Annotated in this window: 23 protein-coding genes; 9 read left to right on the top strand and 14 right to left on the bottom strand. The window is 48.1% G+C overall.

Features of this window, described 5'->3' with window-relative positions; translation table 11 throughout:
• Positions 1-15: 15 nt before the first annotated feature.
• The 8 genes from secY (at position 16) to C942_RS18870 (ending at position 5,557) form a co-directional block, all read left to right on the top strand.
• On the top strand, positions 16-1,341 hold the full coding sequence (gene secY, locus C942_RS18905; RefSeq protein WP_007469097.1) for a preprotein translocase subunit SecY: 1,326 nt from the start codon (positions 16-18) through the stop codon (positions 1,339-1,341).
• Between the two features lie 29 nt (positions 1,342-1,370).
• Positions 1,371-1,484 carry a 50S ribosomal protein L36 gene (gene rpmJ, locus C942_RS18900; protein ID WP_000868186.1) on the top strand — a complete coding sequence of 38 codons (114 nt, stop codon included), beginning with the start codon at positions 1,371-1,373 and terminating at the stop codon, positions 1,482-1,484.
• 145 nt (positions 1,485-1,629) lie between these two features.
• Positions 1,630-1,986 carry a 30S ribosomal protein S13 gene (gene rpsM, locus C942_RS18895; RefSeq protein WP_007468823.1) on the top strand — a complete coding sequence of 119 codons (357 nt, stop codon included), beginning with the start codon at positions 1,630-1,632 and terminating at the stop codon, positions 1,984-1,986.
• A 19-nt stretch (positions 1,987-2,005) separates the two neighbouring features.
• Positions 2,006-2,395, top strand: coding sequence for a 30S ribosomal protein S11 (gene rpsK, locus C942_RS18890; protein WP_005370963.1), 390 nt, complete (start codon positions 2,006-2,008; stop codon positions 2,393-2,395).
• 27 nt (positions 2,396-2,422) lie between these two features.
• On the top strand, positions 2,423-3,043 hold the full coding sequence (gene rpsD / locus C942_RS18885) for a 30S ribosomal protein S4 (protein WP_007468812.1): 621 nt from the start codon (positions 2,423-2,425) through the stop codon (positions 3,041-3,043).
• Between the two features lie 23 nt (positions 3,044-3,066).
• Positions 3,067-4,056, top strand: a complete 990-nt coding sequence (locus tag C942_RS18880) for a DNA-directed RNA polymerase subunit alpha (protein WP_007468810.1) — start codon at positions 3,067-3,069, stop codon at positions 4,054-4,056.
• A 33-nt stretch (positions 4,057-4,089) separates the two neighbouring features.
• Complete coding sequence (rplQ, locus tag C942_RS18875; RefSeq protein ID WP_007468807.1) at positions 4,090-4,476, top strand: 50S ribosomal protein L17; 387 nt, start codon at positions 4,090-4,092, stop codon at positions 4,474-4,476.
• 97 nt (positions 4,477-4,573) lie between these two features.
• The gene (locus C942_RS18870; protein ID WP_007468805.1) at positions 4,574-5,557 is read left to right on the top strand and encodes a glycosyltransferase family 4 protein; all 984 of its coding nucleotides are present in this window, start codon (positions 4,574-4,576) and stop codon (positions 5,555-5,557) included.
• Between the two features lie 8 nt (positions 5,558-5,565).
• Here C942_RS18870 and C942_RS18865 read toward each other — a convergent pair whose 3' ends face one another.
• The 14 genes from C942_RS18865 to C942_RS18800 all read right to left on the bottom strand — a co-directional run bounded on the left by C942_RS18865 (position 5,566) and on the right by C942_RS18800 (position 21,487).
• On the bottom strand, positions 5,566-7,041 hold the full coding sequence (locus C942_RS18865) for a response regulator (RefSeq protein ID WP_007468803.1): 1,476 nt from the start codon (positions 7,039-7,041) through the stop codon (positions 5,566-5,568).
• A gap of 46 nt (positions 7,042-7,087) precedes the next feature.
• A complete protein-coding gene (locus C942_RS18860) occupies positions 7,088-7,783 on the bottom strand; it encodes a P-loop NTPase family protein (RefSeq protein ID WP_007468801.1) in 696 nt (231 codons plus the stop codon).
• A complete protein-coding gene (locus C942_RS18855; protein WP_007468800.1) occupies positions 7,780-9,867 on the bottom strand; it encodes an SLBB domain-containing protein in 2,088 nt (695 codons plus the stop codon). Before C942_RS18855 ends, C942_RS18860 begins: the two co-directional genes overlap by 4 nt.
• Positions 9,864-10,658, bottom strand: a complete 795-nt coding sequence (locus C942_RS18850; protein WP_007468798.1) for an OmpA family protein — start codon at positions 10,656-10,658, stop codon at positions 9,864-9,866. Before C942_RS18850 ends, C942_RS18855 begins: the two co-directional genes overlap by 4 nt.
• A gap of 1 nt (position 10,659) precedes the next feature.
• Positions 10,660-10,974 carry an STAS domain-containing protein gene (locus C942_RS18845; protein WP_007468796.1) on the bottom strand — a complete coding sequence of 105 codons (315 nt, stop codon included), beginning with the start codon at positions 10,972-10,974 and terminating at the stop codon, positions 10,660-10,662.
• Positions 10,975-11,059: 85 nt separating this feature from the next.
• Complete coding sequence (locus tag C942_RS18840) at positions 11,060-12,877, bottom strand: sugar transferase (protein WP_007468794.1); 1,818 nt, start codon at positions 12,875-12,877, stop codon at positions 11,060-11,062.
• Positions 12,878-12,894: 17 nt separating this feature from the next.
• Positions 12,895-13,965 (bottom strand): glycosyltransferase, encoded by a 1,071-nt coding sequence (locus C942_RS18835; protein ID WP_007468792.1) that lies wholly within the window; start codon positions 13,963-13,965, stop codon positions 12,895-12,897.
• The gene (locus C942_RS18830) at positions 13,962-15,404 is read right to left on the bottom strand and encodes a GumC family protein (protein ID WP_036801156.1); all 1,443 of its coding nucleotides are present in this window, start codon (positions 15,402-15,404) and stop codon (positions 13,962-13,964) included. The genes C942_RS18835 and C942_RS18830 overlap by 4 nt, the downstream gene beginning before the upstream one ends.
• Positions 15,405-15,408: 4 nt before the next feature.
• On the bottom strand, positions 15,409-15,744 hold the full coding sequence (locus tag C942_RS18825; RefSeq protein ID WP_007468787.1) for a hypothetical protein: 336 nt from the start codon (positions 15,742-15,744) through the stop codon (positions 15,409-15,411).
• Between the two features lie 69 nt (positions 15,745-15,813).
• Positions 15,814-16,965, bottom strand: coding sequence for a glycosyltransferase (locus tag C942_RS18820; protein WP_007468785.1), 1,152 nt, complete (start codon positions 16,963-16,965; stop codon positions 15,814-15,816).
• Position 16,966: 1 nt separating this feature from the next.
• Positions 16,967-17,662: an acyltransferase gene (locus tag C942_RS18815; RefSeq protein ID WP_007468783.1), complete on the bottom strand. Its 696-nt coding sequence runs from the start codon at positions 17,660-17,662 to the stop codon at positions 16,967-16,969.
• The gene (locus C942_RS18810) at positions 17,646-18,977 is read right to left on the bottom strand and encodes an O-antigen ligase family protein (protein ID WP_007468781.1); all 1,332 of its coding nucleotides are present in this window, start codon (positions 18,975-18,977) and stop codon (positions 17,646-17,648) included. The genes C942_RS18815 and C942_RS18810 overlap by 17 nt, the downstream gene beginning before the upstream one ends.
• A gap of 6 nt (positions 18,978-18,983) precedes the next feature.
• The gene (locus C942_RS18805; protein WP_007468779.1) at positions 18,984-20,351 is read right to left on the bottom strand and encodes a lipopolysaccharide biosynthesis protein; all 1,368 of its coding nucleotides are present in this window, start codon (positions 20,349-20,351) and stop codon (positions 18,984-18,986) included.
• Positions 20,348-21,487, bottom strand: coding sequence for a glycosyltransferase (locus C942_RS18800; protein ID WP_007468777.1), 1,140 nt, complete (start codon positions 21,485-21,487; stop codon positions 20,348-20,350). The genes C942_RS18805 and C942_RS18800 overlap by 4 nt, the downstream gene beginning before the upstream one ends.
• Positions 21,488-21,606: 119 nt before the next feature.
• Here C942_RS18800 and C942_RS18795 point away from each other — a divergent pair, with 119 nt between their 5' ends.
• Complete coding sequence (locus tag C942_RS18795) at positions 21,607-22,560, top strand: glycosyltransferase (protein WP_198287503.1); 954 nt, start codon at positions 21,607-21,609, stop codon at positions 22,558-22,560.
• The last annotated feature ends 272 nt before the right edge of the window (positions 22,561-22,832 follow it).

The following is a 22,832-nucleotide window of genomic DNA, read 5'->3' as shown; positions in this document are numbered from 1 at the left end:
GAGGATGAGGTACAGATGGCTAAACAACCAGGACAAGATTTTCGTAGTGCACAAGGTGGCCTAGCAGAGCTTAAGACTCGCCTGCTATTTCTAATAGGTGCTATCTTAATTTTCCGCGCAGGCTCTTTTGTGCCTATTCCTGGTATTGACGCTGCTGTACTTGCCGATCTGTTCGAACAGCAAAAGGGCACCGTCATTGAACTGTTTAACATGTTCTCTGGTGGTGCACTTGAGCGTGCTTCCATCTTGGCGCTGGGTATCATGCCGTACATTTCGGCATCGATTATTGTCCAGCTGCTGACGGTTGTTCATCCGGCGTTAGCTGAGTTGAAAAAGGAAGGGGAGTCTGGCCGTCGTAAGATTAGCCAGTATACCCGCTACGGCACGCTTGTTTTGGCAACCTTCCAAGCAATTGGTATTGCAACGGGGTTACCTAGTATGATCCCAGGTCTGGTTGTAAATCCAGGTCTAGGATTTTACTTTGTCGCGGTTGTTAGTTTGGTTACCGGTACCATGTTCCTAATGTGGTTGGGTGAGCAAATTACCGAGCGAGGCATTGGTAACGGTATATCGATGATTATCTTCACCGGTATCGTTGCTGGTTTGCCACCGGCTATTGGACAGACCGTAGAGCAGGCACGTCAAGGTGAATTGCACGTACTTCTTCTACTGTTAATTGCAGTTATTTCTTTCGCTGTAATTTACTTCGTAGTGTTCGTAGAGCGTGGTCAGCGTCGTATCGTCGTTAACTATGCGAAGCGTCAGCAGGGCCGTCGTGTCTTTGCTGCACAGAGCACTCATCTGCCGTTGAAACTCAACATGGCAGGCGTTATTCCAGCGATTTTTGCATCAAGCATTATTCTGTTCCCGGGTACACTGGCTCAGTGGTTCGGTCAGAATGAAAACCTAGGCTGGCTAAGTGATATTTCACTGGCATTAAGCCCAGGTCAGCCACTTTATGTGATGCTTTATGCTGCTGCGATTATTTTCTTCTGTTTCTTCTATACCGCGTTGGTGTTTAACCCTCGCGAGACAGCTGATAACCTGAAGAAGTCTGGTGCGTTCGTACCTGGTATTCGCCCGGGTGAGCAGACTGCAAAATACATAGATAAAGTGATGACTCGTCTGACACTGGCAGGCGCTCTGTACATTACCTTTATCTGTCTGATCCCCGAGTTTATGATGATTGCATGGAATGTCCGCTTTTACTTTGGCGGTACATCACTACTTATCGTAGTTGTAGTTATCATGGACTTCATGGCTCAAGTTCAGACACACTTGATGTCTCAACAATATGAGTCTGTTTTGAAAAAGGCTAATCTTAAAGGCCATGGCCGTTAAGACTGGTTATCCATTTACGGAGTTTAGCAATGAAAGTTCGTGCTTCCGTTAAGAAAATCTGCCGTAACTGTAAAGTTATCAAGCGCAACGGTGTTGTGCGTGTAATTTGCAGTGAGCCAAAGCACAAACAGCGCCAAGGCTAATTAGCAGAAATATTTCTTGCAAATTGAAGGTAGGTTGGCTAAATTAGCCAACCAATCTTTTGTGTGTGCAAAAGAATTGTTCCACCGCTGCGTATCCTAAACGGGCTCTGCAGCGGTTATTCTTGAAAAGTACTAGGAGTGAATAGTGGCCCGTATTGCAGGCATTAACATTCCTGATCAGAAACATTCTGTAATCGCTCTTACTGCGATCTACGGCATTGGTAAGACTCGTTCAAAAGCTATCCTAGCTGAAGCGGGTATTGCTGAAAATGTTAAGATCAGTGAACTGACTGAAGAGCAGATCGATCTACTGCGTGATGGTGTAGCTAAGTACACTGTAGAAGGTGATCTACGTCGTGAAGTATCAATGAACATCAAGCGTCTAATGGACCTTGGCTGTTACCGTGGTCTTCGTCATCGTCGCAGTCTACCACTACGTGGACAGCGTACTAAAACCAACGCACGTACCCGTAAGGGTCCGCGCAAGCCGATCAAAAAATAATCGGATAAGGTAGAGTACAATGGCAAAACAACCAACTCGCGCTCGTAAGCGCGTACGCAAGCAAGTAGCTGATGGCGTTGCGCACATTCATGCTTCTTTCAATAACACAATCGTAACCATTACTGACCGTCAGGGTAACGCTCTATCTTGGGCTACTGCAGGTGGTTCTGGTTTCCGTGGTTCTCGTAAATCTACTCCGTTCGCTGCACAGGTTGCTGCTGAGCGTTGTGGTGAAATGGCCAAAGAATATGGCGTTAAGAACCTGGAAGTTATGGTTAAGGGCCCAGGTCCAGGTCGTGAGTCTACTATCCGCGCTCTAAACGCTGCGGGTTTCCGTATCACTAACATTGTTGATGCGACTCCGATCCCTCATAACGGTTGTCGTCCACCTAAGAAACGTCGCGTATAACGTTTTTAGGAAAACTGGAGAAAGAACATGGCAAGATATTTGGGTCCTAAGCTGAAGCTTAGCCGTCGTGAAGGCACTGACTTATTCCTTAAGTCTGGTGTACGCGCGATTGATACCAAGTGTAAAATTGATAACGCACCAGGTGTACACGGCGCTCGTCGCGGTCGTCTATCTGACTATGGCGTTCAGCTTCGTGAGAAGCAAAAAGTTCGTCGTACTTACGGCGTTCTAGAGAAACAATTCCGTAACTACTACAAAGAAGCTGCTCGCATCAAGGGCAACACAGGTGAAAACCTGCTTCAGCTTCTGGAAGGTCGTCTAGATAACGTAGTTTACCGCATGGGCTTTGGCGCAACTCGCGCAGAAGCACGTCAGCTGGTAAGCCACAAAGCGATCCTAGTTAACGGTCAAGTCGTAAACGTTCCTTCTTTCAAGGTAGCGGCTAACGACGTTGTTAGCATTCGCGAGAAAGCTAAGAACCAAGCACGCATCAAGGCAGCTCTAGAAGTTGCTACTCAGCGTGAACTACCGACTTGGGTCGAAGTAGACACAAACAAGATGGAAGGTACTTTTAAGCGTCTTCCTGAACGTTCTGATTTGTCTGCCGACATCAACGAACACCTGATCGTCGAGCTTTACTCTAAGTAAGGCTATAGTTAAGAGAGGACACAATGCAGGGTTCTGTAACAGAATTTCTTAAGCCACGTCTTGTTGATATCGAACAAATCAGCACGACGCACGCAAAAGTAACTCTTGAGCCGCTAGAGCGTGGTTTTGGCCACACCCTAGGTAACGCTCTACGTCGTATTCTTCTATCTTCAATGCCGGGTTGTGCCGTAACTGAAGTGGAAATCGATGGTGTGTTACACGAGTACAGCACCAAAGAAGGAGTACAGGAAGATATTCTTGAGATCCTTCTGAACCTTAAGGGCCTGGCCGTTAAGGTTGAAGGTAAAGATGAAGTAATCCTTACTCTGAATAAATCTGGTGCAGGCCCTGTTGTTGCAGGTGACATCACCCACGACGGTGATGTTGAGATTGCGAACCCAGAACACGTAATCTGCCACCTAACTGATGACAATGCTGACATCAGCATGCGCATCAAGGTAGAACGTGGTCGTGGCTATGTACCATCGTCTGCTCGTATTCATACTGAAGAAGATGAGCGCCCAATTGGTCGTCTGCTAGTTGATGCAACTTACAGCCCAGTTGACCGTATCGCTTACGCTGTTGAAGCAGCACGTGTTGAACAACGTACTGACCTTGACAAGCTTGTTATCGATATGGAGACAAACGGTACTCTTGATCCTGAGGAAGCTATCCGTCGTGCAGCTACTATCTTGGCTGAGCAGCTGGATGCATTCGTAGATCTACGTGATGTGCGAGTTCCTGAAGAGAAAGAAGAGAAGCCGGAGTTCGATCCGATCCTACTGCGTCCTGTAGACGATCTTGAACTAACTGTTCGCTCTGCTAACTGTCTGAAAGCAGAAGCGATCCACTACATCGGTGATCTTGTTCAGCGTACTGAGGTTGAGCTTCTTAAGACTCCAAACCTTGGTAAGAAGTCTTTGACAGAAATCAAAGACGTGCTGGCTTCACGTGGTCTGTCTCTAGGTATGCGCCTAGAAAACTGGCCGCCAGCATCAATTGCTGAAGATTAATAGTTACTGATATCTAGTTAGAAGGATTAGGTCATGCGCCATCGTAAGAGTGGTCGTCAACTCAACCGCAACAGCAGCCATCGCAAAGCGATGTTCAGCAACATGGCTGGCTCTCTGGTACGTCACGAGCTTATCAAGACTACCCTGCCTAAGGCAAAAGAGCTGCGTCGCGTAATTGAGCCATTGATTACCCTAGCTAAGACTGACAGTGTTGCTAACCGTCGTCTAGCATTCGCACGTACTCGTGACAACGAAGTTGTTGCGAAACTATTTAACGAACTTGGTCCACGTTTTGCTCAGCGTCCAGGCGGTTACACTCGCATCATGAAATGCGGTTTCCGTGCTGGCGATAAAGCCCCTATGGCTTACATCGAGCTAGTAGACCGTCCTGAAGCTCAGGAAGAAGCTGCTGCTGAATAAGCAATAGCGCGTTAAATAAAAAAGAAGCCGGGTCATAGACTCGGCTTTTTTTTTGCATCAGCTCTTCTGAAATCAGTCTGATATCAGGAAGAGTGCTATGGTGTATCTGTTTGTCGACAGCTCTGGATTTGGTGGGATAGAAAGCCATATTCAGCAGCTTGCTTTGCTCATTCAGTCTCGGGATGTTGAAGTTGAGGTCGTTTACTTTCGCCGTTACCCCGGCCATCCACAATATCAGCAGTTAACTGACAATCATATTCCGTTCCGTTTCTTATCTGACTCACCATCTATCCGCTTCTTTCGCTCGCTTTCTCAAGATGACGTCGTACATGCTCATGGCTATAAAGCATCGATCATGGCACGTTTTTATCGCTTACTTGCACCTTTCCGTTTAATTTCCAGTTTCCACGCCGGAGAGTCATTAACAGGCAGGTTGGCTTTTTATGAAAGACTGAATGCTTATACTGCTTTTCTCTCTTATAACTTGGCGGTGAGTTTGCCTATTCTGAAGCGTCAGCCATTTCGTTGCGAATTGCTGCGCAATTTTGTTCTCAGCAAATCACCGTTGTCTGCCAAAAAACGTCATTCAACTTTGCAGGTTGGTTTTGTTGGTCGTTTGAGCATGGAAAAGGGTATCGATCGTTTTGTTACTCTCAGCCGGGAACACCGGCAGTGTCAGTTTCATGTTTTCGGTGACGGAGATTTAGCGAACTTAGTCTCTGATGAGCCTGCATTAGAATGGCATGGTGCTGTTACTTCAATGGATCCCCATTGGCAATGCCTAGATATATTGCTGATTCCGTCTAGGGCGGAAGGCTTGCCTATGGCTGCACTCGAAGCAATGGCCAATGGAGTTATTGTTCTGGCTACCAGAGTTGGTGATTTACCTGAATTACTTTCTGATGATTGCTTGGTAAACGAATCGCAATGGCAGCGACTTTCTTTGTTAATTAATGAGATGGGTTCTCTTAACAAGAAAGCGTGGATGGAAAAGTCGTATGAGTTGCAGCAACGGATTATTGAGCAGTATAGCGGAGAAAGTCGTTGGGCTCAGTTGTCACGCATTTATTTACTTTCGTGAAATTGACGTTAATTGAAGATAACTGTTACTAATGTGCAGTCATCTTCTGGATTTTGCTTTGCACTTTGCCATAAATGTTGATGCCGTTCTTGAGCTGACAATCGATATAGTTCATCAAGTTCGCTTTTACAGAAAGGCGTTTCAGCGAGTCCGTCACTGAAACAATGCAGGCTGTCTCCGGATGATATCGGAGTTTGCCAATGTGCTGGTTCTAAGTTGTCAAATAACCCGAGTAAACCCATCGACGTATCGACTATTTGATGCTTACTAGAAGGTTGATGCTGTGAAGGAAAAAATAGCGGGCAGGGCATACCGGCGTTGTAAACCGTTAGCGCGTTATTGGATCTTATATGCAGGAGCACTAGGCAAATCAAATTGCTCTTTTCTGTGGCATGAAAAAAGTACTGGTTGAGGACTCGGCAGACTTGTTTGGGGGTAGTTTCAGGATTTTGCAGCAGACCCATGACGTAACCGAAACTGATGGCACCATTGGCTTTTGCTGCGATTCCATGCCCCATTTGATCGCCAAGCAGCAATAGTTGCGATCCGTCGCTGAGCTTCTGTTGCATGATAAAGTCACCGGAAATACACGGCTCCTGGTTAACTAACAGCTGAACCTGGTTGGAAATCGTTGTGAGATCACTGTGATATGACTGAGTATTAAGCTGTTGTTGCAGTGTCTCTTCAAAGGCGGTAAGTAGGTGGTGATGGCGCTCAAGCACCCTGCTTAGCACACTGGATAAGTGCGCCTTGCTGATAGGTTTTGCGAGAAAGTCATCAATTCCTGATTGGGCGGCTGCGTAGAGGGTTTCACTTACCGTATCGGCGGAGAGAAAAATAAAGGGTAACAGCCGATGATGTTGGATTGCTGCCACCCGCTGCCGGAAATCAAAACCATTGATGTCCGGCATGTGCAGATCTGTCAGCACCAAATCACAGTGGTTCTTTTCCAGCCATTGCAGCGCTTCACTGGCTTTACTGAAAAGGGCTAATTGGTAGTCTTGCTCAAGAAAATGGGCAAGTAATGTCAGTTGGCTTTGGCTGTCATCGACAATGACTATTTGTTTTCTGTGCTGTAGGACCGGGATCCTGAACGTGATTATGTTGTGGTTCCGGCTGCTTTTATAGTTAAACACCGGGAAGGTTGCTTGTATAAGGCCGAGTCCCATTCCGTTTTCCATTAGTTGTGCAGGGAGCTCTGCAGATTGGAGTTGCTCTGTCTGGTGTTGCCACGCTGAGCCGTTGTCGAGAATAGAAAGAAAGTAATGCCCGTCAGATTTGCCGTAGCTGATGGTGACTTGGCTGGCTGTTTGTTCTTGATGTTCGAGCAGGTTGGCGCAGTACTCACTGCAGACTAGTTTAATGTTCTGAACTAACTCCTGATTGAGATGTAGTGCCTGCGCTTTATCACTGAAAAAACGACGGATCAGGCGGAGGTTTTCATAGCTCAGACTGAACTGGCGCTGGAACAGGAGCTGTTTCATAACTTAGTCCCTTATCTTATTTGCGCTTATTGGTCTATCCCTTGTTCTACTGATATTTCCCTTGTAATAAAGGACTGTTGTCCAGATAGCGGATCAGCCGCTGCTTGAGCTGGTTTGGTAGCCAGCGCGCTTTTCCTTTTAGTACCCGGATAATTTCATCAGCCAGAGAGGGGTTTATCTGATCATTGATCAGAGTGCCCAGTAGGGTGATCCCGTTTTGCTCGAGTTTCTTCATACAGGTCAACAGCTCACTTTCTTTAGTTTTTGCTGCTGCGACACAAAGGATGGTGGCATCACTGGCATGGCTGATGGCGCTGACAGGAAGGTTTCTCCAGTTGGTGTTTGTCATGGTGCCGACGTCGCAGATGATATAGTGATAATTCTGCTTCCAGCGCTCTAGTGCTTTGGTCAGAATTTGTGGTTGGCGAAGATCGAGAATGGTCCGTTCACGGCTCGGGCGTGGAAGGATATCGAGTTGACTATTTATATGGATCAATGCCTCAGCTTCGCCGTTGCCGTCGCTCTGCCATGACTTGGCCGGGAAACCTTGCCCGAATCCGGAGAGATCAAGGTCGATCAGCAGAACTTTCTGTTGGTCTTCAGCGCAGCGCCTTGCTAGCCAGTTACACATGGTGGAAGTTCCACATCCATCACTGGATCCGGTAAAGGAGATGATTCGGGCTTCAATTTGATGGATTTGGTGGAATAGCTGATCGTACTCCCCACTAAGCCAGGGTTTCATAAGGCAGCTCCCAGAGCGATAAGGGTAAACAGGCCAAGGACGTCACGCAGTCCCTGACGCCATTGTTCTCCGATTGAGTCGCTCTCGTTCGGTACATAGACGGTATCGCCGGGACGCAGCAGTGGCAGCGGATAGCTGGCAGGATCGATGACATAGTCGCGAAGATTGAAAGTTTGTGCTTTGTCGCCACAGCAGGACGTATTCACTATCATGATCCGCTCGATGTAAGCTTCGTCTGTCGGGCCGCCGGCTTCAGCCAGTAAGTCCAGAATATTCATCTGACTGTTGAATGTATAGCGACCGGGTTTGTTGACTGAGCCCATTAGCCTGACCACTCGCTCTGCGGGCTTATCAAGCCAATCGCCTTGGACTTTGGGTAAATAGATCACATCGCCCGGCACGACTTTCGGCAGTAGGCTTTCATCTCCGGTTTCAAAATAGAGTGAAAGATTCAGTTTGGTTACCTGTGATTGATTACTGTCGCGATGACTGATCCTGATTTGGCGAAGATCAGCATCTCCTGTGGGGCCATCTGCCGCTGACAGAATATCGAGGAAACCCAGCTCCCGGTTAAAAGCATAGCGTCCCGGTGCGCCGACCTGACCGAAGACATAAATGGAATCATCTGCGGATTGGCGGATCCAGCTTGATTTGTTATCGGTCGGATCATGGGGGAGTTCGTCAATAATGATGGTATCGCCAGCCTTGAGTGTCGGGAGTTGGGTAAAGCTTCCCCCCTCGTTAATAAAGCTTTCCAGGTCAAAATAGATGACGTTATCTGATGAACCATGCTGTTCGCGAAGTAGCCGGATGTTGCTAAGGTTTGCCTGCTGCTTCGGGCCACCGGCATGCGCCAGAACATCCAGTAGGCCCATGCTGTCATTCCACTCGAAACGTCCTGGATTGTTCACGGCACCGATAATTTTTATTGCGCGATCTGCGGTAACTTTTAGCCAGGACTTTTCATTAAAATCGATCTTTTCCGGAATAAAAATGACATCACCAGGCTCTATTACTGGCAGGGTGTAGCTGGCCGGATTTTGGGTATAAGTTACCAGGTTGATGCTCACAGGGGCCCCTTCGCTGCGAAGCAGTTTTATTAGGGTTGTATCGGCAAAACGGGTTGGCCCGCCAGCATTAGCCAGTACATCAACAAACCCTGTCCCTGGTGAACTTTCATAGGCACCCGGCGCTTTGACTTCACCCATCACATAAACGGTTCGTGAGGTGGTATTAATATCTTCAACTTCAATCGGTGCAAAAATCGTGGTGCCCGGTTTTATGGGCGGCATTTGGGTGGATTTTCCGGTATCAAGATAGGCTTTGAGGTCGAACTGGTAAGGGACATTATCGGTGATCACCCGAATTTTGGTGACATCGGCATAACGGGTAACCCCATCTGCTCGCATGAGAGCATCGACTACCGTCATTCCGGATTTATAGCTGAAGGTGCCCGGATTACGTAGCTCTCCGAAAATCGTGATGCCCTGTTCTTCGTCAGCATCACCGCCCTCCCTTAATGAGGCTGCATCAAAATCGACTTCTATGTTTCCCAGTAACGGAGAAGCCGGAACAAAAATCGTATCGCCGCCTTTAAGGGTTGGAAGTTGCGAGGGATCACCACTGTCTAAGTATGCTTTGTAGTTAAATTCTTGTGATTGCTCATTTCGGAGCAGCTTGAATTTGTCTAGCTGGGCACCAGGCCTGGCACCGCCGGCAGCAGCAATAGCCATCTGGATATTACTGCCGGGTTTGAGTGATACCATGCCGGGATCGGTAACATAGCCAAGTACTTGTACCCGGAGCATTTGCTCCATGATACTGAGCCTGAATTCATCCAGATTGCGGTAGACGGTTCTCAGTCGCTGGCGGATTTGTTGTTCTGCTTCTCTTGGGGTCAGGCCTGCAATGGTAATAAGGCCTATTTCCGGTAGCCTTATTTGGCCTTGGTCATCGATAGTAAACGGGTCGTCAAATGCACTCTCGCCGGGAAGTTGCAGGTATATTTTGTCACCGGCGGTGAGGGTGGTTCCCCATGCTGGTGATACAAGGATAACGAGCAACAATAGCAGGAGTGTTTTCATAACGGCTCCCGGGTCAGTTGTTCTTTTACAGCCTGCCAGTCCCGAAGTGAATAAACCCGGTGTACAGACCGGGTGTGGTGATCAACAAGAACTTGTGCATCGACTTTGCGGTTACTGAGCCTTTGGGTTCTGGAACGCGGATCTTCGACTGATTCTTTTTCACCGGCACTGAAGATGGATATTTGTCTGGTATCAACCCCTTGTTCGACCAAGAATCGGCGTACCGTATCAGCTCGCCTCATTCCCAATTCGAAATTGTTTTGCTCGGTACCTATGGTGTCTGTGTGTCCTGTCAGTTGCAGGTGCCAGTGGTTTTGGCGTTTAAGAATGGAGGCCGCTCGTCGCAGTGCCTGCTGATAATCAGGAAGTAGTTTAGAGCGGTTGAAAGCAAATTGGTTATCGACCTGCATTAACAACAGGAACTGATCCCTGAGTTCAATTTCTGAATATCGGGTATCCAGACACTGAGTGTGGTGTTCTAACCAGTCCATCTGGCGCTGGATTTTGGCAAATTGAGTCTGGTATTCAAGCAGAGTTATATCGGCATCATCGCTGAAGCCGGCCTTGGCTTCCTGCCGAGCCTTAAGATAGAGGTTTTCCAGCTGTTGATACTGGCCGGGGAGACAGAGTTTGGCTCCCCGGGTTGCTAGTAGTTGCAGTTCAAAATCATGGTGTTCCAGCTCAAGCCATTGATCGACATCCGGTGGTGAGTAGGGATTATCACCGGAAGTAGGCCAGGTTGTGCAGCCACTGGTTATGAGGATCAAAAGAAGGCCTGGCAGTTTTCCCATATTAATTTAACTCCGCAGAGGTGATCAGAGGGATCACCTTATTAATCCTTAACATCTTCATCAGCTGTCGGGGCTGGCCGTTGACATTGAGTAGGCGCAGTTTTTTCCCTCTGCTTTTCAGTCTTTTATATAAGAAAACAATGGCACCGATTCCGCAGGAGTCAATAAATTGCACTTGGGTCATGTCGATAATTAGCTCATCATCCTCGGTTTGACTGAGTGTCTCGAACTGCGGTTCCATCTGTCTAGCAGTATGGGCATCAAATTCATCTTGCAGTGTCAGGCTAATCATCGGGGTGGTGGTTGCTTGCAGCATACTGACCTCTCTTCTGTACTAGGTATTGAAGTTAGTGGTATGTAAGTAATACAAGCCGTGTGCCACTTATGTTTGCGTTTACAGGTCATTGTCCGCGTTTACAGACCATGATGTAGATAGTCTTAAACATGATGTAGAGATCCATCTTAATCCACTGAATTGGTGAACTGAGCGCCAGTGCGTAGGCATGATCCCAGGCGATCTTGTTTTTAACGTCATCCAGATTATTGTCATATCCTTGATTGACCTGAGCGAGCCCGGTGATTCCCGGTTTTAATCCTGCGGTGCGTTCCAGGTAATATGGCAATGCATTTTGCAAATCACCACATAGCTCCGGACGCTCCGGTCGCGGGCCGATGAGTGACATTTCACCTTTGATCACGTTGATAAACTGAGGCAGCTCATCTAGCCGGGTGGCACGAAGGAAGCGCCCGATACGGGTGATTCGCGGATCATTCGCACTTGCCCAGACAGCGCCGGAATTGGACTCCGCATTGTTACTCATGGTGCGGAACTTGATGACTTCAAACAGTTCAACCTGTTCTTCGCTGATCCTGCCGACCCTGAGCTGACGATAAAAAGCGGAACCTGGTGAATCGAGCCTGATTAACACTGCAATGATCGGCCATAACGGAAGAGTGAGTATCAGCCCAAATGACCCTAGCAGAATGTCGCTGGCTCGCTTGAACAACAAGGTCGACTGAGATTGATAGCTGATTAATGGCGGAAGGTGGCGCCAGCCCTGGCGAAACTGTCCGGCGAGATAGCGCAGCATGCCAAGTAAAGAGGCGGCGTAGCCGCCAATGAAGTAGTGAAGTTTATCCGTTAGCCGGGTATGGATGCCGACTGTTGGTAACAGTGCCAACAGGTATCCGGCCGTTTGTAGGGCAACAAGGCCTAGCGCCGTTAATGAGCCTTGGACGGCCATCAGTACTGAAAGCAGTAAGTAAGCCAGTAAGATAAATGGCATCAGGGTTCGCAGCCCTTTGCCGGAGGCAAATAGCCAGCGGGCACCATGATGGCTGTTTTTGAAAACAAAACGACACCGGATTAGTTGCTGTAGGTTACCGGCTCCGATCCGCTGACGTCGCTGATAGTTCTGTTCATCATCGGATGGCGTCAGTTCGACACTGTTGATGAATTGGTTGAACTGTACCTGATAGCCTTGTTTGATAACCATCATGGGTAACATAAAATCATCATTGATAGTGTCTGCCGGAAGTGGGGAAAACAATCCGGCGCGCATCATATAAAAAGCCCCGTTGCCCCCCATGACATTTCCCAGGTTGGATTCCGCCCGGCGAATATTATTTTGCCACTGCCAGTACTGCTGTTCTCCGGATGTAGCTTCCGCCAGTAGGTAACTACAGGTGACTGCGCCTGTTTGCGGGTTAAGAAAACTGATGGCTGCCTGTTGTAGAGCATCGACCGACAATAACGCCGATATATCAGAAAGAGCGATGAGCTCGGCTTGCTCTTTGGCTAGCTGCATTAATTGGTTTATGCGGGCAACTTTGCCTTGGTTATCCGCTTCATCTTTACAATGCAGTTCAACTCCGGCTTTTTTAAACTGTGGCTGCCAGCGTTTTATGATGTTTGCTGTGTCATCGCTACAGCCGTCACAGCAGATCCAGACGGACAATTTTTCTGGCGGGTAATCCAACATCAGAATATTTGCCAGTTTAGCTTCGATACAGCCCTCTTCGTTATGTGCTGGCATAACCAGAGCGATGATGGGTAATGGTGACGGTTCATGTGCTTTGTTTTTTTCATCGGAAGCCTCTGGTGACAGAGGGGCTTTCGGAGCACGGCGTCCGAGCCAGATCATCAAACCAGTGTAAATCACATGATGATAAATGATCAGCAGGGTGAGAAGAGTGAGAACCGTCCACTGGAATACCATTGCAGCACCTCCGTTTATTAATAGGCTAAAGCTTCATAAGTTGCAGTCATCATGCGCACATCAGCCAGGCAACGAATGTATTGAGCATTATGCTCGCTGTAGTAGTGCGCTTTGTGTAATCCGTTCATAAGTGCGCGAGCTAATGTTACTGGTTGATCCGGTTCAATAAGTTGGCCGCTGTGAGGATTGAGCAGGTCCGGGATCCCGCCTACATTGGTGGCGATAACGGTTTTGCCACAGGCCTGAGCTTCAAGAAGAGCCAGAGGCAGGCCTTCCTGACGGGAGGGCATGCAGAAAATATCAATGGCACGGTAGAAGCTTCGCATGTTGCAGCAATGGCCGAGCCAGTGAATGCGATCTGAGAGACCCAGCTGGTCTGCGAGACGGCGTAAATTGCTTTGCTCCGGACCGTTACCGGCAATGACAAGCTGGTGGGGTTCTTCCATCAGAGCCAGAGCTTGGATCATGGTGTCGATGCCCTTTTCAGGGACCAAGCGTCCGGCGCAGCCGATGAGTATTTTGTCTGAAGGTAACTGGTTCATCTGCCTCGACAGCAACTGATTGCCCGGCGTGAAATGTTTGGTATCGATCCCGTTGATGATGACATGATCGGCCGTGATTCCATGAAGTTTCAGTTGATCGGCAACCCGGGGGGCATCGGCAACAAGCTGGACCTTAGTTCCTTTTAGAAGTAGGCGGGTCAGGCGGCGCTGTTTGGCATTATGCAAATGCCAGCTGTCATGTTCAGTCTGAATATGGGAAACCCTGAGTCCGACGCTCGCCAGTCGGGAATACAGCAATGGGCCTAAATGGTGAGAGTGGATAATGTCGGCTCGTAACTTTTTGATCAGGCTGCGCAGCCTGATGATGGTTTGCAGATCGCGCCCTTCAGGTTTGCCAAGAAAGAACAGTTGAGACCGGAATGGTTGCAGTTCTGGCCATTTTTCAATGGCAGACTCTTTTTCCCCTTCCAAAGCAACAACATAAACACTGTGGTTGGGGGAGGCAAAACGGAGTAGGTTCAGAACTAGTCTCTCAATGCCGCCGGGACGAAGGTGCTGGACAACCTGTAATGTAATCTTGTTCATGGTGTACCCCCTGGAAAGTTAGGAATGCGGATCAGAACCGGTGCCTTTGTCAGTCGGATGATCTGGCTGGTCTGATATAACCGGGTATCTAACAGCTGCATAGCGCATGCCAGAGAAAGTCCCAGTCCAAGACCTGCTCCTATGCCTAACAGGAAATTGAGCCACCATGGCCAGTTCAGTGGTCGTCCCGGTTTTACCGGACGGTCAATGATTTTAAGTTTGTCGGCTTCTTCAAACCGGCCAAGATGTCCGGTCACTTTGGCCATTTCATATCTTTCCAGCAGCTGATTGTAGATGCGGGATTTAACGTCATAGTTTCGTTGCAGAATCTTCAGTTGCTTTTCCAGCTGGGCAAACTCAGCTCGCTTCTCCTGCAGGTAAGTCGCTTGAGTTTCCAGCAGTTTCAGTTCTTCTGCTAATGCCAGAATTTGGCTTTCAGCCTGCTGTAGTTGTTCAAACTGGCTTAGTAGTATCGGCTGATTGTTACTTTCAAAATTCTGGGTGTTGCTGGCGATTCGTTGCCAGAGTTGGCTGACTTCCTGGGCACTGAGGGATTGTTGTTGGTCAACAAGCCGGGAACGTTCCTGCTTCAGACGACTGAGGCGGCGCAGTACGGCTTTTACTGATGAATGGCGGTCGGTATAACTGGCCCTGAGCATCGCAAGTTCGGCTTCAGCTTTGACAATTTCAGCTTCCAGCATGCCGACAACCGGGTTGGTGCTGGCAAGGCGCTGATAAAAGTTATTTCTTTTCGCCTGCGCATTAAGAAGCTTCAGTTTGGTTTCTTGAATTAGAGTGTTGAGCCTGGCATCGCTCTGGATATTGGTTCCCTGTAGTTGCGGTAGGTTATCGGCATTGTCTGCTTTGAACCGGGCTAGCTCGCTTTCTGCCTGTTCCAGATCCTTCAGGGTGGACTCAAGCTGCTTTTGCAGGAAAATTTCTGAGCCGTCGATGGAAGCGCGGCCGGGAGCACGAAGCTTATCAAGGAATACTTCTGATATTTTGTTGAGTATGGCCGGCATTTCTTCGGGAGTCGGCCAGTTAAGTCCTATCTGTACAACATCGTTACCGACCAGGTTTACGCTCAGGCTGCCGTTAAGTTTATGAATAACCTGTTCGACTTGAGACCGGCTGTTGAGCGGTGCCAGATTTAGCTCTTCAACCACAGGTTCAAGTACTGAATAACTGTGGAGTAAAACCCTCAGGGCTTTAATCCTCTGTTTGAGGTTCATAGAGATAGACAGATCTTCAAGAAACGGATTCAGCATTGATGCTTCCTGAACCAGTATTGTGGTTTGGGCATAGTATCGCTTGGCTTTTACTGCACCGCCTGCTGCCATCAAAAACGGCATCACAAGTACCGGTATCAGGATCAGGTATCTGTGGCTCCAGAGTGCATGGAGCAGGGGGTAAAGTTTGGCGAATAATTTATGCCGCATAATGCTACTGCCTCTTCAGAATCAAGGTATCGGCAGTCTGTTGAGGCGCATATTCCAGATGTAAGGGAATATCTTGAGTGGCCGATAGTTTGTTCACCGCCTGGATACGTTTTTGCCCCTGAATCAGAGCCTGGAAAGGATTCTCCAGCGCAGCCGGAGCTACCTGAGCGGTAAGCTGGTGGTATGGATTCTGATTAAGAAAATCAGTGATTTTCCTTTGTTGTTCTGCGGTAAGAGAAATTTGCTCCGGGCTGAAAAACAAAGTGAGTGAACTCGGTGCCTTGGTACTGCTACAGCCCCAAATAAGCAGGCAGCTCAGCAGGCAGATTATCCTTTTCATTGCGTTCCCTTATTTTGAAGACCATATAAGGAGTATTAGCAAGAAAAGTGCCCGGAGTTTGGAAAATCGTTATCTGACGTCTGAATTGTTGGACACAAATTGCTGTTTAATCAGTTGGGTAACCTGATTGGCTCGTTGTTCCCAACTTTCATCGGATACCCGTTGTTGAGCCTGTTGGGCGTAATTCTGTCGCTCCTGTGAAGATAGCTGACAGGCGTTATCTATCGCTGTCAGCCATTGTTTTTCATTTTCGGCAATGGTGACAAGGGGACGGTAGGCGCGTGCGGCCGGAAAATCTGAGCTGATAACCGGACACCCGGATGCTAGATACTCTCTCAGCTTCAGAGGGTTGCAAGCGCGAATCTGGTCATTATCTTTAAACGGTAAAATCGCCACCGTCCAGTGTTGCAGATAGCCGGCAAGCTGGTGGTGAGGTTGGGCTGGCAATCGATGAATATTCTCTGCCTGCTGCAACTCGGTAATATCGGTGTTAACTGGCCCGAGCAGATAGAAATTTATGTCGGGTCTGGCTCTGGCCAGCCGTTGTAATAAGGCTTGGTCAAGCCAGTCATTCAAACTGCCGTAGAAGCCGACACTAGGTCGTGAGCTGTCAATATCTGCAGGACAGGAAGCCGGTTTTGCAAATTGCGATAATGACACGCCATGAGGCAGCAGCCAGGTTTTCTCTTCTGGAAATTTCGCTTTTAGCGTAGGACTGCAGGCCAGGATCATATCAGCCCTTGCGATCAGTTTTTGTTCTGCTCGGGCTGCGTAGTGGTGATCGACTCCGGCAAGGGCTGAGAAATCATCTCCGCAGTAATAGATAACTAAATCACTGTCACAGATATTGAGGTAGTCAACAGCACTGGGTAGGGCGGCCCAGATAATTCGCGGCTGGCGTTTAGAGCTGAGCTGGCTTTTGAGCACAGTGTTATTGATGGATTGAAGCAGCTTGTTTTGCGCTAACGGCCAGACCAGCGGTTTAATGACAGAGGTTGGAAATGGTGAATCATCATTGGTTGTTTTCTCTGCCGGAGAAGGTGTCAGCTGGGCGAACAGTTTTTCGAAAAGCCGACGTATATCCCGCTGACTGAACTTCGGCTGTCTCAGCCCGATGGAGTTTATCCAGTGAACATCATAATGTTTTAGTAGGACGGTCAGAATATGCTGACTGCTTGAAGGGTGGCGGCCCCAATCTTCACCGAAAACCAGAAATTCCATATCAAAACTCCAGCGGTTTGATTATTTGAGCCGGGTTGCCTCCTGCCAGTACTCCGGGGGGGATGTCTTGGGTAACCACACTCCCGGCGGCAATAATACTCCCGGCACCAATGGTGACACCGGCCATTACCATGACGCCGGTTCCCAGCCAGACATCACGGCAGAGGTGAATGTCTCCGATTTGTTGTTCCGTATCCGGCTTGCCTTCGGCTCGGGCTACGGGATCGACAGGATGACCGGGAAACCCAGCAAGGAAGATTTTGCTTGCCAGGCGGACGTTGTCATCAATCCGAATTTGGGTTCCGATCGCCAGCGTGTTCTGCCAGCCAATATCTACATTATTGCCAATAATTAATTGGGGCTTCTTTTGCCCCCAGACTCGGCCGCAGAAAGTCGCGACACCTGACAGTCGACACTGCTCACCAATATGTATATCAAGATCACCGAGGATTTGTGGCATACCGCAATCGAGCTGTAGTTGTTTAGGGCGGTTACTGAGCCGGGAAATGAACATTGGCGTGAAATAACTTTTTTGCAAAATGCAATGAAAGCTGCGGCTGATTGCAAGGTGCAGGTGATACAGGCTGCGATGCAATAGCGGAATGCATGGCAGGTAGCAGCCCCGTAGTTGCTGAAGTAATGTTTTCAGCGGGGCGATTTGGGCGGGGCTGAGGTGTTGCTTAATCAGGGTGCGCATGGTTCTCCTCCGGGATAAGCGTCAACCGATCCAGTGCGAGCAATAGTCCTATCAGAATATAGAGTGGCCAGGTTGTCCCTTGAGTCAGAAAGGTACCGCTGACGCAGAATGACAACATGCCAAGCCAAAGTCCCTGGGCGAGTGGTTTCATTTCGCTGTTTTCTAACCGCTTAAGCAGCTGATAACTAACTCTCAGGGCTCCTGTCACCAGAAGCAGGAACAATACCAACCCGGCAAAACCGGTTTCGGCGGTGATTTGCAGCCAGGTACTGTGGACCGCGTGGTTTTTTCCATCCCAGTGAGGAGAGTAGAAGTAATAGTTGTAATAGAAGTTGTTGAGTCCGACACCGGTAAACGGGTTACTGATTGCCATATTGATAGCGGCTTGCCAGGCATAGAGCCGTCCCATAGCAGATTCATCAATACCTGATTCCGCGGCACCGCCGGAAGCCCGGTCACTGATCCCGGCAAGCAGTACCAAGGCTAATAGTCCGATGCCACTGATTATGGCAGGCAGTAAAATAGAGCGGCTTCTGATCAGAGTCATGGCAAATATTACGCAGGCGATGCCCAGTAAACCGCCCCGGCTTTGTGTCGCTAGTACGCTCATGATCAGGATCACCAGAATGATCATGGTAAGCGCCCGCTGCCATTTCTGACCATAAAAGCTATAGGCTAGGGCAAAAGAGACGGGAAACTGCAGAACCAAAGCTAGATCATTAGGATCACCCAGCATAGAGCCAATGTCCCGGCCGATTGTTACCCGAGTTCCCTCAACCAGCCCGATGCCGTTGGCTTTGTTATACAGTGCCAGCAGACCGATAACTAATCCGCTAAATAGCAGTAAGACCGGAATGACCTTTAGTTGTTTGAGCCGTGTCGGCAGCCAGCTGATTGCAAACACCATAATAAATATCTTGATGAAGTTACCATTGAAATTTGCAAAAGCCTCCCCTCTGTTACTGGCCAGAATGCATGAAATCAGTACCCATAAGGTGAAAATGACGAACTGAGTATGTAGACGCTGCCAGATGATAGTTTCCCGTTTTAACCACAGTTGCCAGCTAAGCCCCGCTAGACTGGCTAAGGCCAGTAACTGGGGAATTCGTAATGGCTCGAGCACCGGGAAGGCTTCGTGGATTCGGAAATAGGAAAAAATAATAAAGCCGACACAGATCAGAAAGGCTTGGTTGATAACAAAAGGCAATGCAAACAACACACTCACTAACAGCACCAGATTTCCCTGTTTCATCCAGAACATGAAAATCAGCAGGGTGCCGGTTAGTGCTATTAGCAGTTGTTGTTTCCTGTTCATGAGAGGTCAGGCTCCGAGCGTATGCCTGATTGGCATTTTGCGAAGCCAGGGCCAGCACACTTGCACAACCAGTAGAAGCAAAATCAGACCTTCATACAGGTGTAACTCCTGATAGTGGACAAACAACAGTAGTGCGATCAGGCCATAGCTGAGCAGCAGGCGCGGTAGTGGATAGGGAAGAGGGAGACGGTGTTGGCTCCAGCCATAGAACAGAAGTAAACGCAGCAATTGCAGAATGATATTACTCACGAGCAATGCATAGAGGCCGAAATTCGGCAAAATAAAAAACAGGATTGTCAGAGACAGGGCACAACTGATTAGTCCGATGACCATAACGCTGTGTGCTTTTTCTTGTTGATAGCAGCCCATATTCAGTAGGGTTGCAGCGTGCTTAATCATTAGCATGACTCCCAGCAAAGGAATAATCTCTGCGCTGGCGTGAAAGCCTGGTGGTAGCCAGAAGAGAAGGAACTTTGAGCCAATCGTAATGGTTCCGGCCGTGATGAGTGTACCTAACTGGCAACCGGTAATGCTGATATTGGCAGCCTGCTGTAGGCCATTGGCTGAGCCAGTGAGGCTAAAGCGTTTCGGAAACCACCAAAGCGAGAATGGTTCGAGAAGCAGGCTGGCGGCAAGGGCCCACTGCATAGCAATTGCGTAAGGGGCCAGTTGTTCAAGGCTGAGGAAGTGGGCGATAGCCCAACGTTCAGCACCGAGAGAGATAAAACCAAGGAGGGCGGAAAAGGTGATTGCAGCACCGTAGCGTAGTAGTAATTTTTGATGACTAGCTTTCGGTACTGGGAAGGTTTTTGACAGCACGATTAGTTGAGTTAGTTGGGCCATAAGCCCGGCAGCCATAATACCGTCGATACCATAATCTGAGGTAAGCAGCAGAACGCCTCCACCTTGAATAAATGCAAATACAATTTGGGCCCCTACAAATAGCCCCGCCTGATTGCGGATCCTTAATATCGCAAAAGGAACAGTACACAGAGTGTTGATGAATAAAGTGAAGAACAGACAGCGCAAAGCGAAAACTGGCGGATTTCCGGGAAGAAATCCCTGTATAGCAGGAGAAGCGATTTGTGTTAGCAGAGTGAGCCCTCCACCGCAGAGCAGGATCAGCCATAAAGCACCGCTGAAAATTTCTTGCTGGTGGTTTTCATCTTTATCATGAGCAAACCGGTAAATTGCGTCTGTCAGTCCTAACGCCAGCAGTAATGACAGGAAACACCCTAAGGTGATCAATACATCAAGTCTGCCAAATTGCTCCGGGCCCAACCATTGAGTGACAAAAGGTTGTAATGCAAGAGCAACCAGTTTACTGCTGATAATGCCAATGGCATAAGTCGCCATGGTGAAGGCCGGTTTCATAATGCCTCCACATGTGCAGACAGTAATTCGGCCTGTTTACCAGCCGTAAACAGGCTCATGACTCGCCTGAAGGCGTACTCGCGTTGATTTTGCAGTTCGGTTTCTGTGCGGGATAAATGATGTTGCATGGCGTGCATTAATGAAACTGGATCATCCATGGGGATTTGTTGTCCGCTGTTTTTATCCAGAATTTCATTACATCCAGCCAGATCACTGGTGATGACTGGAAGGCCGAGAGCCATGGCTTCTTTTAGCACTAGTGGGCCGGTATCTTTGTCTCCGTTGGGGGCTACAGTAAAAGGAGCTACAAGTGCTTTGTAGTCAGCAGCATGCTGGTGGTACCAATGGGCATCTTTACTGCCGTGGAAAGTGATGCGATGGGTGAGCTGCATTTGTTGCGCTGTATGCACTAGCTTTGTCAGTAAAGGGCCATCACCAACAATATCTAATGTGGCGGATGCGGGGAGCTGGCTGAAAGCTGTTAGCAGGACATCAAGTCCTTTCTTCTCAACAAGTCGACCTATAAACAGGAAGTCTTTACGTGGATGCCATTGATAAGAGAATGGTGGATACTTAGTGTCCTGGATCCCACAAGGAATATGGTAGACCGGTTTGGCCGTTGCAAGTTGCAGTTCACTTTGCATCTCTTTCGTAACGGCGCAAATGAAGTTGGCTTCTTGCAGCTTACAGGTGAGATCCTGAGGTGACGCATAGATATCGGCACCATGTCCGACAAAAGATACTGGTATTCCTAAGATTTTGGCTGCAACAATTGCAGTTGCTGCGCTGTGCCATGCAAAGTGTGCATGCAAATGTTCGCAACCGTCTTTATCGGCATGATAAGCCAGCTGTAACCCTTGCCGTAACAGAGATAAATAACTAAATCCTTTTTGCTTTCTGATAAAACGGTGGCACCGATAGGATTTCAGGATATGACGGAGTGGATTGGCGGGAGTATCGGTTAGGTAGGTGCAGTGCTGTTTCAGATAAGCATCGTCAGGCTGATATTGTGCACTCGAAGTGAACGCGTAAGGTTTGAGTTGATGGCCCATAGCCATCATGGCGCGCATTTCAACGCCGACAAAAGTTTCAGATAAAGTTGGGAAACTCGGGATTACATAGCCGATTTTTTTCATCCTTCAGCCCCTCCTGATCAGTGGCCTAATTACTCCATTGTTTTGCTTTCTTTCAATTCAACCTTCCAATTTTGATGCCAATAATTACTGGCCTGGTCTTTGCACAACGGAATAGATGTTTGTTTTCAGAGGAGAGTGGTATGAAGTCAGTACAAGGTGTGAGTGTTGTTATTCCTAACTACAATTGCTTGCAGACATTACCGAGGGCGATAGAAAGTGTTTGGGTTCAGGATTGTCTGGTTGAAATTATTGTGGTTGATGATGGCTCGACAGATGGTTCACGAGAGTGGCTGGCTGAGCAGAACGACATAAAGTTAATTTTCAGTGAAAGAGGCGGAGCATCGAAAGCCCGTAATTTAGCCATTCAACATTGCAAATATGAACTGGTCGCATTTTTGGATGCGGATGACTACTGGGTAGACGGTAAATTAACCCAACAACTGGCTTTGCATAAAGTGCAACCGGAACTGGTTTTTAGTTTTAGTGACTATATGCATGTTACCGAGTCAGGTCGTGAAATTATCGGGTGTTTTGATTTTTGGCCACGGTTTAAATCAAAGATGAGAGGCGAGAACAGGTCACGGGTGTTTGAACATTTTACTCCTCTGCTTTTTGCTGAGAATGTTGTAGGGACCAGTACAGTTGTCGTTAAGAAATCTGCATTAATATCATCAAAGGGCTTTGATGTAAGCTTAAAGTCGGCCTCTGACTGGGACTTATGGCTGAAAGTCGCTCGTATGGGGCCCGTTGGTGTTATCAATGAACCTCTCTGTTATTACACATCGGACAGAGCGGGAGCAATAAGTCGGGATTATGAAAAACGACTTAATGCGGTCAGAACGATCCTCAACAGGCATTCCGGTGTGATTATTGGGAGTCCTTTTGATTTATTCGCTGGTTATCTGAGGTGGATAGCCGGAAAAGCGGAGTATAACCGTATCAAGCACTCATACTTATTATCAGTTTGCCAAGAGCTGCTGGTACTTTGTTTCCAGCCAAACTGGCGGAGAGTGAAAGCTGTCGGGGGAGATATATTAAAGATGGTGCCGCTAAAGCAAACAAAATCGATGTAGTTGGTTGCTTCTTGTGCGTTTGGTGCTTTTTTTTCTTTTTTTACTTGCCAATGTAAAAATGCACCCTATAATGCCGCATCACCGACACGGAGAGCGCTTCTTACAAGGAGTTGCAAACGAATCGGTTAGGATGAAAATCCTGATAAGTTAAGTTGAAAAAGTGTTTGACACTGCAATTTAATTGATTAGAATTGGCGTCCTCTTCAGCAAGATAGCGAAACCTTTAAAAGTTAAAGTTATCTGTGTTGGAATTGTTCTTTAACAATTTGACC

Source organism: Photobacterium marinum (genome assembly GCF_000331515.1).
In the GTDB taxonomy this organism is placed as follows: Bacteria; Pseudomonadota; Gammaproteobacteria; order Enterobacterales; family Vibrionaceae; genus Photobacterium; species Photobacterium marinum.
This window is presented reverse-complemented; position numbering and strand designations above follow the sequence as displayed.

Excerpts from the sequence above, each read along its gene's own strand:
- C942_RS18825 (WP_007468787.1), bottom strand. The coding sequence starts at position 15,744 with ATGAAAAGGATAATCTGCCTGCTGAGCTGCCTGCTTATTTGGGGCTGT.
- C942_RS18840 (WP_007468794.1), bottom strand. The coding sequence starts at position 12,877 with ATGGTATTCCAGTGGACGGTTCTCACTCTTCTCACCCTGCTGATCATT.
- C942_RS18835 (WP_007468792.1), bottom strand. The coding sequence starts at position 13,965 with ATGAACAAGATTACATTACAGGTTGTCCAGCACCTTCGTCCCGGCGGC.
- C942_RS18870 (WP_007468805.1), top strand. The coding sequence starts at position 4,574 with ATGGTGTATCTGTTTGTCGACAGCTCTGGATTTGGTGGGATAGAAAGC.
- C942_RS18805 (WP_007468779.1), bottom strand. The coding sequence starts at position 20,351 with ATGAAACCGGCCTTCACCATGGCGACTTATGCCATTGGCATTATCAGC.
- rpsD (WP_007468812.1), top strand. The coding sequence starts at position 2,423 with ATGGCAAGATATTTGGGTCCTAAGCTGAAGCTTAGCCGTCGTGAAGGC.
- C942_RS18850 (WP_007468798.1), bottom strand. The coding sequence starts at position 10,658 with ATGGGAAAACTGCCAGGCCTTCTTTTGATCCTCATAACCAGTGGCTGC.
- rpsK (WP_005370963.1), top strand. The coding sequence starts at position 2,006 with ATGGCAAAACAACCAACTCGCGCTCGTAAGCGCGTACGCAAGCAAGTA.
- C942_RS18815 (WP_007468783.1), bottom strand. The coding sequence starts at position 17,662 with ATGCGCACCCTGATTAAGCAACACCTCAGCCCCGCCCAAATCGCCCCG.
- C942_RS18800 (WP_007468777.1), bottom strand. The coding sequence starts at position 21,487 with ATGAAAAAAATCGGCTATGTAATCCCGAGTTTCCCAACTTTATCTGAA.
- C942_RS18860 (WP_007468801.1), bottom strand. The coding sequence starts at position 7,783 with ATGAAACCCTGGCTTAGTGGGGAGTACGATCAGCTATTCCACCAAATC.
- rpmJ (WP_000868186.1), top strand. The coding sequence starts at position 1,371 with ATGAAAGTTCGTGCTTCCGTTAAGAAAATCTGCCGTAACTGTAAAGTT.
- C942_RS18820 (WP_007468785.1), bottom strand. The coding sequence starts at position 16,965 with ATGGAATTTCTGGTTTTCGGTGAAGATTGGGGCCGCCACCCTTCAAGC.
- secY (WP_007469097.1), top strand. The coding sequence starts at position 16 with ATGGCTAAACAACCAGGACAAGATTTTCGTAGTGCACAAGGTGGCCTA.
- C942_RS18880 (WP_007468810.1), top strand. The coding sequence starts at position 3,067 with ATGCAGGGTTCTGTAACAGAATTTCTTAAGCCACGTCTTGTTGATATC.
- C942_RS18810 (WP_007468781.1), bottom strand. The coding sequence starts at position 18,977 with ATGAACAGGAAACAACAACTGCTAATAGCACTAACCGGCACCCTGCTG.
- C942_RS18845 (WP_007468796.1), bottom strand. The coding sequence starts at position 10,974 with ATGCTGCAAGCAACCACCACCCCGATGATTAGCCTGACACTGCAAGAT.
- rplQ (WP_007468807.1), top strand. The coding sequence starts at position 4,090 with ATGCGCCATCGTAAGAGTGGTCGTCAACTCAACCGCAACAGCAGCCAT.
- C942_RS18855 (WP_007468800.1), bottom strand. The coding sequence starts at position 9,867 with ATGAAAACACTCCTGCTATTGTTGCTCGTTATCCTTGTATCACCAGCA.
- C942_RS18830 (WP_036801156.1), bottom strand. The coding sequence starts at position 15,404 with ATGCGGCATAAATTATTCGCCAAACTTTACCCCCTGCTCCATGCACTC.
- C942_RS18865 (WP_007468803.1), bottom strand. The coding sequence starts at position 7,041 with ATGAAACAGCTCCTGTTCCAGCGCCAGTTCAGTCTGAGCTATGAAAAC.